Genomic DNA, 12912 nt, shown 5'->3' with positions numbered 1-12912 from the left:
ACTGCACGCAGAAGTCCATGTCGAACCCGCGCTGCGCCTGCCGGATCAACCCGAGGTACGAGTTGTTCACCACGACATGGATGTACGGGATGTTGAACTGCGCCCCGACCGCCAGCTCCTCGATCAGGAACTGGAAGTCGTAGTCACCCGACAACGCGACCACCGTGCTGTCCGGATCCGCGACCGCGACACCCAGCGTGGCCGGGACGGTCCAACCGAGCGGCCCGGCCTGGCCGGCGTTGATCCAGTGCCGCGGCCGGTACACGTGCAGCATCTGTGCGGCCTGGATCTGCGACAACCCGATCGTGCTGACATACCGCACGTCCGGTCCGAAGGCCCGGTTCATCTCCTCGTAGACCCGCTGCGGCTTGATCGGCACCGCGTCGAAGTGCGTCTTGCGCTGCAACGACGTACGACGCTTCCGGCACTCCGCCGCCCACACGGACCGGTCCGGCAGGCGACCGTCCGCGGCCCACTCCCGGGCCACCTCGACGAACACCTCGAGCGCGGCGCGAGCATCGGACACGACACCGTAGTCCGGCGCGAACACCCGTCCGATCTGCGTCGGCTCGATGTCGACGTGGATGAACTTCCGCTCGCCCTTGTACACGTCGAGGCCGCCGGTGTGCCGGTTCGCCCACCGGTTCCCGATCCCGAGGACCAGGTCGGAGATCAGCATGGTCGCGTTGCCGTAGCGATGCGACGTCTGCAGACCCACCATCCCGGCCATCAGCGGGTGGTCGTCCGGCAGCGAACCCCAACCCATCAGCGTCGGTACGACAGGAATCCCGGTCAGCTCGGCGAACTCGACCAGCAGGTCCTCCCCGCCCGCGTTGATGATCCCGCCACCGGCGACGATCAGCGGGTGCTCGGAGGCGGCCAGCATCGCCAGCACCTTCTCCGCCTGGGCCCGGGTCGCGGCCGGCCGCGTCACCGGGAGCGGCTCGTACGTCTCGATGTCGAACTCGATCTGCGCCAGCTGGACGTCGATCGGCAGGTCGATCAGTACCGGGCCCGGACGTCCTTCCCGCATCAACTGGAACGCCTTCTGGAACGTCCCCGGCACCTGCGCGGCCTCCATCACCGTGACCGCCCACTTGGCGACCGGCTTGGCGATCGACGAGATGTCGACGGCCTGGAAGTCTTCCTTGTGCAGCTTCGCGACCGGCGCCTGACCGGTGATGCAGAGGATCGGGATCGAGTCGGCGGAAGCCGAGTACAGACCCGTGATCATGTCGGTTCCGGCGGGTCCCGACGTACCGATGCAGACGCCGATGTTGCCGGCCTTGGCCCGGGTGTACCCCTCAGCCATATGTGAGGCAGCTTCGACGTGGCGGGCCAGGACATGCTTGATGCCGCCGTGGGCGCGCATCGCGCTGTAGAAGGGGTTGATCGCGGCGCCGGGCAGCCCGAACGCCTGTGTGGCCCCTTCCTTCTCCAGGATCAGAACGGCCGCGTCGACCGCGCGCATGCGAGCCATTAGTTCGTCGCCTTTCCAGAGAGCCGCTCGACGCCGCGAAGCAGCGCCGAGTGGTCGAGACCACCGTCACCGTTCGCCTTCGCCGATGCGACCAGCTGCGCGACCAGGGCGCCGAGCGGTACGACGACACCCGCCTCGCGCGCGGCCGCGGTCACGATGCCCATGTCCTTGTTGTGCAGGTCGATCCGGAAACCGGGCTGGAAGGAGCGGGACAGCATGTTCTCCTTCTTCTGGTTCAGTACGGCGGAACCGGCCAGACCACCGCCGAGGACCTCCAGGGCCGCCTTCGTGTCGACGCCGTACGCCTCCAGGAAGATCACGGCCTCGGCCACGGCCTGGATGTTGGCGGCGACGATCAGCTGGTTCGCGGCCTTGACCGTCTGACCCGAACCGCTCGGGCCGACGTGGACGACGGTCTTGCCGACCGCGTCGAAGAGCGGCTTGGCGGCGGCGAAGTCGTCCGCCTCCCCGCCGACCATGATCGACAGCGCGGCGTTCTTGGCGCCCGCCTCGCCACCGGAGACCGGGGCGTCGAGCATCCGGAAGCCAAGCGCCCGCGCCTGCTCGGCGAGCTGCTGGGTGACGTCGGGACGGATGCTGGAGAAGTCGATGATCAGCGTGCCGGTCTCGGCCTGCTGGAAGACGCCGTCCTCACCTTCGAGGACGTCCTGGACGTCGGGTGAGTCCGGCACCATCACGCAGATCACGTCGGCGCCCTTGACCACGTCGGCGATCGAGCCGGCGGCGCGGCCACCGGCGTCGACCAAGGCCTTGGCTCGCTCGGGGCTCCGGTCGAGGCCGGCCACGCTGTGCCCGGCGTTCGCGAGGTGTACGGCCATCGGGTTGCCCATGATGCCGAGGCCGATGAAAGCAATATTCGTCATGTTCGCTCTCCTGGAAAGGAAGGAAGGAAAGAAAGAGGAAGGGGGAGCGGTCGTCAGCGGCGCTCGTAGGGCAGCCACGCGAAGCTTTCGTCGGTGCTGGTGGACGGCTTGTACTCGAGGCCGACCCAGCCCGCGTAGCCGTTCGCGGCGAGATCGGTGAGTTGCTGGTCGAGCGGAAGAGTGCCGGTGCCAGGCTCGTTGCGCCCCGGTGCGTCGGCGATCTGCACGTGCGCGACCCGGTCGGTGTGCTCCGCGATCACCCGATCGACGTCGTCACCGTTGACCGCGAGGTGGTAGAGGTCCGCGAGCAGCCCGATATTCGGTACGTCGTACGCCGCCTGGACTCGATCGATCACGGCCAGCGCATCGGCCGCGGTCAGCAGCGGATACCGTTCCGCACCGCTGACCGGCTCGACCAGCACGGTCGCACCGATCTCCGCCGCCGCGCGAGTGGCCAGACCGAGGTTCTCCACCGCGAGCTCGTCCTGCTCCCGCTCGGAGTGGGCCTCGTCCCGGTTGCCGTACAGAGCGTTGAATCCCTGGCAGCCGAGCCGCTCGCCGATCCCGATCGTGACCGCGATGTTGTCCCGGAACTCGCTCGCCCGCTTCGGCCAGGACACCAGCCCACGGTCGCCGTCGGGCATGTCGCCGGCGAAGAAGTTCAGGCCGGTCAGCTGGACCCCGGCGTCCGAGATCGCGGTCACGAACGCGTCGACCTGCCGGTCCGGCGGGACGGCCTCGACGAACGGCCACCAGAACTCGACGGCGCCGAATCCGGCGCGCCGGGCGGCGGCGGGCCGCTCCAGCAGGGGCAGCTCGGTGAACAGCAGCGAGCAGTTCACGGTATGGCGCAGCGGATGGCTCATCTCATCTCAACTTTCCGTATTGCGGAAGTTCAATTCTGTTCTGCGAAATGACCATAAGACGGCCGCGCCGGACCGTCAAGCCTCCGGACCAGCCGACAGGCCGTTCGGAGTGATCGCTTCTCGTGTACGTGCGCGCGTTGTACGTTCCTCTAAGACCTGATCGAGAGGAGGTACGCCGTGCTGCTGTCCCAACTCCTCGACGCACCCGAGCTCGGGCTCCGCCTGCTGCGCTCGGCCGGCGGCGCGCTCGACCGTCCGATCGGGCGCCTGGTCACCACGGACCTGCTCGAACCCGGCCGCTACCTGAACGGCGGCGAGGTCGTCCTGACCGGCCTGGTCTGGCGCCGGCATCCGGGCGACAGCGAACTGTTCGTCACCTCGATGGCCGAGCGCGGCGCCACCACGATCCTGGCCGGGAAGGCCCTGCTCGGCGAGGTACCGGCGGACCTCCTGGAGGCCTGTGACCGGCACGAGGTCACGCTGGTCGAGGTGCCGATCGAGATCGCGTTCGCCGACGTGACCGAGTACGTCGCCGCCGCGGGGTCGGCCGAGTCCGGGGCGCGGTTGTCCGCGAGCCTGGTCCGCCAGCGCCAACTGTTGTCCTCGATCGCGGCCGGTCGCAGCCTGGATGAGCTCGCGGCCCGGATCTCCACCGAGATCGGCCATGACTGCCGGGTCCTCACGCCGACCGGGCGGCACGTCGTACCAGGGCCGAGTGAGCTGGATCCCGCGACGCTCGACGTGGTCACGCGGCGGTTCCTGACCGCCGATCGGACCCCGGCGCTGGCCGATGCGGACGGGCAGCCGTACAGCCTGTTCCCGGTGGGGTCGGGGCTGGGCAATCGGCTGACCGCGTGGGTATTGGTAATCGACGGCAACCACACGCAGTGGTCCCGTGACCATGTCGAGGCGGTGCAGGAGTTGTGCGCGATCGCGGCGCTGGACCGGGCTCGACGGGACGAAGGCCGGCGGGCGCTGCGGCCGTTGGTGGCGGATGCGTTGGCGCTGGTCGAGTCCGGTGCACTGCACACGGACGTCGCCGCTCGCCTGCGGCAGGCCGGATCCCACGCGGACCGGCCGATGGTGGTCGCGGTCGCCGAACTGCGAGACGACGGGCCGAGCGAGGTCGCCCTCAGCCTGTTCGAGGACGTCGCACTGACGGTCGGACCCGCCGTGGTCGCGCCCGGTCGCGACGGTTTGCTGGTCGGCTTCCTCCCCTTTGCGCCGGGTCTACCCGAGCAGCTGCGGCGGGCCTTCGGGCGACTCGCACCCGGGCTTCAGCGGGGTCGACTCGCGGTCGGGATCAGCGGTGAGACCTCCGTCGAGGCGCTGGCCGGCGCCCTCGAGGAAGCCCGGTTCGCCCAGCGCGCGGCCAGCGCCGGACGGGCACCGGTGTCCGTGGTCACCTCGGACGAGGTCGCATCACACGTGCTCCTGCTCGCCACGCTGCCGGACGACGTACGCCGTACCTACACCCAGCGGGTCCTCGGCCCGGTGATCGACCACGATCGCCGTACGCACGCCGGCCTGCTCATCACCCTGCGGGAATTCCTCGCCTGCTCGGGCTCCTGGACCCGTACGGCGGAATCTCTGCACCTGCACGTGAACACCGTTCGCTACCGGATCGAACGCGTGGAGCAACTGACCGGACGCGATCTGTCGACCCTCGAGGACCGGGTCGACGTGTTCCTCGCTCTCAAATCGCTCTGATTGTGTGATCATCCAAAGACCAGCGTTCATCCGGGGTTCAACTTCAGAGGTTCACGGGGTGCAATCCGGGCCCGAGTGAGCCGATGCTGGCGTGCAGGTCAAACTGCCGAACGCCAAGGAGCGTGTCCCGATGAAGGCCACCCTGCGACCGAGCCGCCCCGCCAGCCGCCATCCCGTCGACGAGGTGCTGCCCGTTGGGAAGCTTGCCGTCTACGGCACCCAGCACGTCCTCGCGTTCTACGCCGGAGCAGTGATCGTACCGATCCTGCTGGCGAACTCGATCGGACTCACCACCCAGCAACTCATCCACTTGATCAACGCGGACCTGTTCACCTGCGGTATCGCGTCGATCATCCAGTCGGTCGGGTTCTGGAAGGTCGGCGTCCGGCTGCCGCTGCTGCAGGGCGTCACGTTCACGGCGGTGTCGCCGATGATCGCGATCGGTCTCGCCGCGGGCGGCGGAACCCAAGGCCTCCTGGTCATCTACGGTGCGGTACTGGTGGCCGGTCTCGCCACCTTCTTCATCGCACCGTTCTTCAGCAAGCTGATCCGGTTCTTCCCGCCAGTGGTGACCGGCTCGGTGATCACGATCATCGGCCTGGCCCTGCTGCCGGTGGCGGCCGGGGACGCGGTCGGCGGTGCCGGCCCGACGGCCGCACCGACCAGCGGGAAGAACCTGGCGTACGCGCTCGGCACCCTCGCGCTGATCGTGCTGATCCAGCGGGTCTTCAAGGGCTTCATGGCGACGATCGCCGTACTGGTCGGGCTGGTCGTGGGCACGCTGACCGCCTGGGCGTTCGGGGACGCCCACTTCGCCGCGGTCGCCGACTCGTCCTGGGTCGGTGTCACGCAGCCGTTCTACTTCGGCTGGCCCAAGTTCTCGATCGCGGCGATCATCTCGATGGTCGTGGTCATGCTGATCACCGCGGTGGAGACGACCGGTGACGTGTTCGCGACCGGCGAGATCGTCGAGAAGCGGATCGGCCGGGAGGACATCGCCCGGGCGCTGCGGGCCGACGGCCTGGCCACCACGATCGGTGGCGTCTTCAACTCCTTCCCCTACACCTGCTTCGCCGAGAACGTCGGTCTGGTCCGACTGACTCGGGTCCGCAGCCGCTGGGTCGTCGCGGCAGCCGGCGGGATCATGATCCTGATCGGCCTGGTCCCGAAGGCCGGAGCGGTCGTCGCGGGGATCCCGCACCCGGTGCTGGGCGGCGCGGCGCTGGCGATGTTCGCCACGGTGGCCGTCGTCGGCTTCCAGACCCTGACCAAGGTCGACTTCCACGATCACCGCAACGTCGTCATCGTGGCGACCAGCGTCGGTCTGGCCATGTACGTCACCGCGCAACCGCAGGTCGCCCAGGCTGTGCCGGGCTGGGCCGAGATCATCTTCGGCAGCGGCATCACGCTGGGCAGCCTGACCGCGATCGGCCTGAACATCCTGTTCCACCACGTCGGCAAGGACTACGGACCGGCCGTCGCCGGCCAGCCGGGTGACTCGATCCGGCTCGACCAGGTGAACAAGATGAGCCGCGAGGAGTTCGTCGAGACCTTCGCCGACCTGTTCCAGGGTCCGCGCTGGGCGGTCGAGCGGGCCTGGGACATGCGGCCGTTCGCCGATACCCACGCGCTGCGGCGGTCCTTCCAGGAGGCTCTGTTCTCCGGCTCGCAGGACGAGCAGCGCGAGCTGATCAAGGCCTACCCGCAGCTCGGCTCGCAGTTCGTCGCCGACGGTCTCAGCGGCGAGGCGTCGCTCCGGGACCAGTCCGACAAGGGCCTGACGTTCCTGGCCGATCCGGAGCGCGACGAACTGACCTCGATCACCGAGGCGTACCGCGAGCGGTTCGGGTTCCCCCTGGTCATCTCGGTCCGGGACGCCGACTCCTTCGCCCGGATCGTCGAGCAGGGCCGGGAACGGCTCGACAACTGCGAGAACCAGGAGCACGCCGCGGCGCTGCTCGAGATCGCGAAGATCGCCGGCTACCGGTTCGACGACTTCCTCTCCGATGCCAATCCGATCCATAGTGCAAGAACACGCTGGAGCAGCAATCGATGACCACACAAGCACTGCGGGCCTTGGCCTTGAAGGTGAACGGCGAGGACACCGCGATCGGCGACGTACCTGTCCACACCACCGTGCTGGACTGGCTCCGCGACCGCGGCCTGACCGGCGCCAAGGAGGGCTGCGCCGAGGGTGAGTGCGGGGCGTGCTCCGTGCTCGTCGCCCGGCCCGGCATCGAGGCACAGACCGAGTGGACGGCGGTGAACGCCTGCCTGCTGCCGATCGCCTCGCTGGACGGCCAGGAGATCGTCACCTCCGAAGGCCTCGGACAGCCTGCCGAGCTGCACCCGGTGCAGGAAGAGATGGCGGTCCGCGGCGGCTCACAGTGCGGCTTCTGCACACCGGGCTTCGTCTGCAGCATGGCCGCCGAGTACTACCGGCCCGGGCGCACGGCGTGTGCCGACGGCGGCGACCACGAGCACGGCCCGAACGGGTTCGACCTGCACTCCCTCAGCGGGAACCTCTGCCGCTGCACGGGGTACCGGCCGATCAAGGATGCGGCGTACGCCCTGGGTGACCCGGTCGAGAACGACGCTCTCGCCGTACGCCGGAATTCGCCGCCGCCACCGCCCGCGACGACCGGGATGGTGGTCGGCGAGGCAGAGTTCGTCCGGCCGGCGTCGCTCGACGACGTACTGGGATTGCTGGCCGATCGGCCGGGTGCTCAGATCGTTGCGGGGTCGACCGATCTTGGTGTGCAGGTGAATATCTTCGGCTCGCGGCCGCCGCTGACCGTGGCGGTGGACCGGCTGGCCGAGCTGCGTGAGTTCTCCTTCGGCGACGACGAGGTCCGGCTCGGCGCGGCGTTGACGCTGACCGAGATCGAGCGGCGACTGGCCGGGCGGGTGCCGTTGCTGGCGCAGCTGTTCCCGCAGTTCGCGTCACGGCTGATCCGCAACGGCGCCACCATCGGTGGCAACCTGGGCACCGGTTCACCGATCGGGGACACCCCGCCCGCTCTGCTCGCTCTGGACGCGTCGCTCGTGTTGGCGTCGCGGCGTGGTGAGCGCGTCGTCCCGCTCGCGGAGTACTTCACCGGCTACCGGCAGACCGTCAAGGATGCGGACGAGCTGATCAAGACGATCGTGGTTCCGTTGCCATTGGCACCGAGGACCGCGTTCCACAAGATCGCCAAGCGGCGCTTCGACGACATCTCCAGCGTCGCCATCGGGTACGCCGTCGACGTCGTGGACGGCGTCGTCCGCGAGGCCCGGATCGGACTCGGTGGGGTGGCGGCCACTCCATTACGGGCTCGTGCCACCGAGGACGCGTTGATCGGCCGACCGTGGACCGAGCTCACGGTGCGTGAGGCGGCCGGAGTGATGGCCGCCGAAGGTACGCCGATGGACGATCACCGGGCCAGTGCGTCGTACCGCTCGGCGATGCTCGGTCAGTCGTTGCTCCGCTTCTACTTCGCTGAACAGGAGGCCGGCGCATGAGCTCCTTGTCCGAACGGCCCGTGCACGCGGTTGTCGGCGTACCCCTGCCGCATGAGAGTGCCGCGCTGCATGTCACGGGTACGGCGCTGTACACGGACGATCTGGTCCAGCGGACGCGTGACGTCCTGCATGCGTGGCCGGTTCAGTCGCCGCACGCGCATGCCCGGATCACGGCACTCCGGGTGAAGCCGGCGTACGACGTGCCTGGTGTGGTGCGGGTGTTGACGGCGGACGACGTACCCGGGGTGAACGACGCGGGCGTGAAGCACGACGAGCCGCTGTTCCCGGGTGAGGTGATGTTCCACGGGCATGCGGTGTGCTGGGTGCTCGGGGAGACGCTGGAGGCCGCGCGGTTGGGGTCGTTGGCGGTTGAGGTCGAGTACGAGCCGCTGTCGTCGCTGGTGACGGTGCGCGAGGCGATCGCGGCCAAGAGCTTCCAGGGCATCGGGCGGCATCTGGAGCGCGGCGAGGTGGATGCCGCGCTCGAAGGGGCGGCTCATGTGTTCCGGGGCGAGTTCGAGTTCGCCGGGCAGGAGCACTTTTATCTGGAGACGCACTCGGCGTTGGCGTTGGTCGACGAGGGTGGTCAGATCTTCGTGCAGAGCAGCACGCAGCATCCGTCCGAGACGCAGGAGATCGTCGCTCACGTGCTGGGTTTGGCCAGTCATGCGGTGACTGTGCAGTGCCTGCGGATGGGCGGAGGCTTTGGTGGCAAGGAGATGCAGCCACATGGGTTCGCTGCGATCGCAGCACTCGGCGCCACGCTGACGGGTCGGCCGGTGCGGTTGCGGCTGAACCGGACGCAGGACATGACCATGTCGGGGAAGCGGCACGGGTTCCACAGCTCCTGGACCGTCGGGTTCGACACCGAGGGCCGGCTGGTCGCGTTGGATGCGACGCTGACGGCTGACGGCGGGTGGAGTCTCGACCTCTCCGAGCCGGTGCTCGCGCGGGCGATGTGTCACATCGACAACGCTTACGAGATCCCACATATCCGCGTGGACGGGCAGATCGCGAAGACGAACAAGACCTCGCAGACCGCGTTCCGCGGGTTCGGTGGACCGCAGGGCATGATCGTGATCGAGGACATCCTCGGACGCTGCGCGCCACTGCTCGGGTACGACGCTTTGGAGCTGCGCCGGCGGAATTTCTACCAGCTCGGCGACTCCACGCCGTACGGGCAGCCGGTCCGGCACGCGGATCGACTGGAGTCCTGCTGGAGCCAGGTCATCTCTGGTGGCGACGTTGCTGAGCGTCAGGCCGAGATCGAGGCCTTCAACGCATCGCATGAGCACGTGAAGCGCGCTCTGTCGATGACGCCGGTGAAGTTCGGGATCTCGTTCAACCTGACCGCGTTCAACCAGGCCGGCGCGCTCGTCCACGTCTACAAGGACGGGTCGGTGCTGATCAATCACGGCGGCACCGAGATGGGCCAGGGCCTGCACACGAAGATGCTGCAGGTCGCGGCAACCACCTTGGGCGTGCCGTTGGCTCGGGTCCGGTTGGCTCCGACGCGGACCGACAAGGTCCCGAACACGTCGGCCACGGCGGCTTCGTCCGGCGCCGACCTGAACGGTGCCGCGATCAAGAACGCGTGTGACCAGATCCGGGAGCGGCTCGCGCAAGTTGCCGGCGGCAAGCTCGGGATCAGCCCGCACGACGTGCGGTTCGTGGATGGCGACGTACGCGGACTGTCCGGCGACGGTATCGCCTGGAACGATCTAGTTGGCGCTGCCTACATGCAGCGGGTGCAGCTCTGGGCGGCCGGCTTCTACCGGACCGAGGGCTTGCACTGGGACGCGAACGCGATGCGCGGCGAGCCGTTCAAGTACTTCGCGTACGGCGTGGCCGCGGCCGAGGTCGAGGTGGACGGGTTCAGCGGCGCGTACACGTTGCGGCGGGTCGACATCGTGCACGACGTCGGCGACAGCTTGAGTCCGTTGATCGACATCGGTCAGATCGAGGGCGGGTTCGTCCAGGGTGCCGGCTGGTTGACGCTCGAGGATCTGCGCTGGGACGAGAGCACCTCGGAGCGGCGGGGACGGCTGGCGACGCAGGCGGCGAGTACCTACAAGCTGCCGAGCTTCTCGGAGATGCCGGAGGTGTTCAACGTCCGGTTGCTGGAGAAGGCGCATGAGGACGGCGCGGTGTACGGGTCGAAGGCTGTTGGTGAACCGCCGTTGATGCTCGCCTTCGCGGTCCGCGAGGCCCTGCGACAGGCGGCGGCTGCGTTCGGTCCGGCCGGTACGAGCGTGGACCTACCGTCGCCCGCGACCCCGGAGGCGGTCTACTGGGCGGTTGATCGGGCCCGGGGTGGTGCGTCATGGAATGGGTGAAGGCTGTCCAGCAGTTGCGTGCGGGACGCCGCGCCGGCGTGCTCGTCACGGTGCTGTCCGTTCGCGGGCACGCGCCGCGCGAGGCCGGCGCGAAGATGGTGGTTGCTGCTGACAACGTCTGGTCGACGGTTGGCGGAGGCAACCTCGAGGCACTTGCGATCGAGCGTTCCCGGGCAATGATCGCAGCGGAGGCGGTCGAGCCCGAGGTGATCGAGGTCGCGTTGTCGGACAAAGCGCCGTACCAGCATGGGGTGCAGTGCTGTGGTGGAGAGGTGAAGCTACTGCTGGAACCGTTGCCGGTGGTGCCGTCCGTCGCGATCTTCGGGATCGGGCACGTGGGGCTCGAGCTTGCGCGGATCCTGGCGCGGCACGACATCGAGCTGCATCTCGTTGACTCACGCCCCGATCAGTTGGTGTCCGAGCGGCTCGCGGTTCTCGACGATTCAGTGGCCAACGTCCACGTGCACAACGTGCCGGTGCTTCCGGAGCTTGTCGTCGGCGAACTGCCGCCGGGCTCCCATGTTTTGATCATGACCCACGATCACGCCGAAGACGCGGCGCTGTGCGACGCCGCGATCCGGAACGACCAGCTGGCAACGATCGGGCTGATCGGTTCGAGCGCCAAGTGGACCCGGTTCCGCCGCAAGCTCGGCGAGGACGGCAATTCCGCGGCGGCGATCGACCGCATCATCACCCCGATCGGGCTCCCCGATCTACCAGGCAAGGAACCGGCCGTTATCGCGGTCAGCGTCGCTGCCTGGCTCCTGGAACAGTTCATCGCCGAGCGTCGCCCTGCGCCGGCCAAGCGTGAGGCGAAGGCATGACGATCTTCCGAGGCACGGTCCTCGATACTCCCGACAACCCGTTCACCGGCGGCGGACTGCGCGTCGACAGTGACGCCGGGCTGCTCGTCACCGACGGCGTGATTGTTGCCCGCGGCCCCTTCCGGGAGATCCGGCAGGCGCACCCGGCCGAACAGGTGGTCGATCTGACGGGTGGCGTCGTACTGCCTGGGTTCGTGGACACGCATGTGCACTTCCCGCAGATCCGGGCCGTCGGCGGCCTCGGGCTCCCGTTGATGGAGTGGCTCGACCGGTACGCGCTTCCGGAGGAGGCGCGGATGGCGGACGTCGAGTACGCCACCGGCGTGGCCGCCGAGTTCGTTCGCGGACTCGCGGCGGCCGGGACGACGTCCGCCCTGGTGTTCGGCGCGCACTACTCCGACGCGATGGACGCGCTCTTCAGCGCCGCCTCGCAGGTCGGACTCCGGATCACCAGCGGCCTGGTCCTCAGCGACCGGCTGCTCCGGCCGGACCTCCTCACCACCCCGGTCCGCGCGTACGCCGAATCGCTTGCCCTGGCCAACCGTTGGCACGGCGTCGGCCGCAACCGGTACGCCGTGACCCCGCGCTTCTCGTTGTCCTGCACGGACGACCTGCTGGCGACCTGCCGTGAACTGATGGAGGAGGTCCCGGGCGCGCTCTTCACCTCACACGTGAACGAGAACGAGGCCGAGATCGCCACGGTGGCCGACCTGTTCGGGGGCAGCGACTACGTCACGACGTACGACCGTCACGGCTTGGTCGACCGCCGGTCGATCCTGGCCCACAACGTTCACCCGACCGACGTCGAGCTGAAGATGCTCGCGGTTGGTGGAGCGACGGTCGCGCACTGCCCGACCAGCAACGCCGCGCTGGGCAGCGGGTTGTTCCCACTCGGCCGGCATCTGCAGCACGGCGTACGCGTTGCTCTCGGCTCTGACGTCGGCGCGGGCACCGGCTTCTCCTTGCTGAAGGAGGGCCTCCAGGCGTACTTCTGCCAGCAGTTGCTCGGTGATCACGGACTCGCGCTGAGCTCTGCGCATCTGTTGTACCTGGCAACCACCGCGGGCGCCGAGGCCCTCGGCCTGGACGATGTCGGCGACCTGAGCGTAGGCAAGCGTTTCGACGCCCAACTCCTCCGCCCGGCCGACGGCTCGCCCCTGGCAGTGGGCGTAGCCCACGCTGCTGACGCCGACGAGACCCTCTCCCGCATCTTCACCCTGGGCACTCCCGCCGACGTCCAGGCGGTCTGGATCGACGGCGAGCTCCTGCACGACTGAGGTACTGTCATGCCAGTTCAGCGGCCGGAGGAGT

The 12912-nt window shown here is 68.5% G+C and carries 9 protein-coding genes; 6 read left to right on the top strand and 3 right to left on the bottom strand.

The window, feature by feature from the left end:
* The 3 genes from gcl to AB0L70_RS04645 form a co-directional block, all read right to left on the bottom strand.
* Positions 1-1480: glyoxylate carboligase (gcl, locus tag AB0L70_RS04655; protein WP_363679925.1), on the bottom strand; the 1480-nt coding region annotated here is incomplete at its 3' end.
* Positions 1480-2442 carry a 2-hydroxy-3-oxopropionate reductase gene (locus AB0L70_RS04650; protein WP_363679923.1) on the bottom strand — a complete coding sequence of 321 codons (963 nt, stop codon included), beginning with the start codon at positions 2440-2442 and terminating at the stop codon, positions 1480-1482. The genes AB0L70_RS04650 and gcl, both read right to left, overlap by 1 nt.
* On the bottom strand, positions 2418-3230 hold the full coding sequence (locus tag AB0L70_RS04645; protein WP_363679921.1) for a TIM barrel protein: 813 nt from the start codon (positions 3228-3230) through the stop codon (positions 2418-2420). Before AB0L70_RS04645 ends, AB0L70_RS04650 begins: the two co-directional genes overlap by 25 nt.
* A 177-nt stretch (positions 3231-3407) precedes the next feature.
* Between AB0L70_RS04645 and AB0L70_RS04640 the strand changes: the two genes are divergently transcribed.
* The 6 genes from AB0L70_RS04640 (at position 3408) to guaD (ending at position 12878) form a co-directional block, all read left to right on the top strand.
* Positions 3408-4940 carry a helix-turn-helix domain-containing protein gene (locus tag AB0L70_RS04640; protein WP_363679919.1) on the top strand — a complete coding sequence of 511 codons (1533 nt, stop codon included), beginning with the start codon at positions 3408-3410 and terminating at the stop codon, positions 4938-4940.
* A 130-nt stretch (positions 4941-5070) separates the two neighbouring features.
* Complete coding sequence (uraD, locus tag AB0L70_RS04635; RefSeq protein WP_363679917.1) at positions 5071-6996, top strand: 2-oxo-4-hydroxy-4-carboxy-5-ureidoimidazoline decarboxylase; 1926 nt, start codon at positions 5071-5073, stop codon at positions 6994-6996.
* Positions 6993-8441, top strand: coding sequence for an FAD binding domain-containing protein (locus AB0L70_RS04630; protein ID WP_363679915.1), 1449 nt, complete (start codon positions 6993-6995; stop codon positions 8439-8441). The genes uraD and AB0L70_RS04630 overlap by 4 nt, the downstream gene beginning before the upstream one ends.
* Positions 8438-10777 (top strand): xanthine dehydrogenase molybdopterin binding subunit, encoded by a 2340-nt coding sequence (gene xdhB, locus AB0L70_RS04625; RefSeq protein WP_363679913.1) that lies wholly within the window; start codon positions 8438-8440, stop codon positions 10775-10777. The genes AB0L70_RS04630 and xdhB overlap by 4 nt, the downstream gene beginning before the upstream one ends.
* A complete protein-coding gene (gene xdhC, locus AB0L70_RS04620; protein ID WP_363679911.1) occupies positions 10765-11601 on the top strand; it encodes a xanthine dehydrogenase accessory protein XdhC in 837 nt (278 codons plus the stop codon). The genes xdhB and xdhC overlap by 13 nt, the downstream gene beginning before the upstream one ends.
* Complete coding sequence (gene guaD / locus AB0L70_RS04615) at positions 11598-12878, top strand: guanine deaminase (protein WP_363679909.1); 1281 nt, start codon at positions 11598-11600, stop codon at positions 12876-12878. Before xdhC ends, guaD begins: the two co-directional genes overlap by 4 nt.
* Positions 12879-12912: the final 34 nt, after the last annotated feature.

Source organism: Kribbella sp. NPDC051952, from assembly GCF_040680855.1.
Taxonomy (GTDB): domain Bacteria; phylum Actinomycetota; class Actinomycetes; order Propionibacteriales; family Kribbellaceae; genus Kribbella.
Note: the sequence above shows the minus strand (reverse complement) of the source record. Positions and strands in the feature narration are given on the sequence as shown.

Excerpts from the sequence above, each read along its gene's own strand:
- xdhB (WP_363679913.1), top strand. The coding sequence starts at position 8,438 with ATGAGCTCCTTGTCCGAACGGCCCGTGCACGCGGTTGTCGGCGTACCC.
- guaD (WP_363679909.1), top strand. The coding sequence starts at position 11,598 with ATGACGATCTTCCGAGGCACGGTCCTCGATACTCCCGACAACCCGTTC.
- AB0L70_RS04645 (WP_363679921.1), bottom strand. The coding sequence starts at position 3,230 with ATGAGCCATCCGCTGCGCCATACCGTGAACTGCTCGCTGCTGTTCACC.
- uraD (WP_363679917.1), top strand. The coding sequence starts at position 5,071 with ATGAAGGCCACCCTGCGACCGAGCCGCCCCGCCAGCCGCCATCCCGTC.
- xdhC (WP_363679911.1), top strand. The coding sequence starts at position 10,765 with ATGGAATGGGTGAAGGCTGTCCAGCAGTTGCGTGCGGGACGCCGCGCC.
- AB0L70_RS04630 (WP_363679915.1), top strand. The coding sequence starts at position 6,993 with ATGACCACACAAGCACTGCGGGCCTTGGCCTTGAAGGTGAACGGCGAG.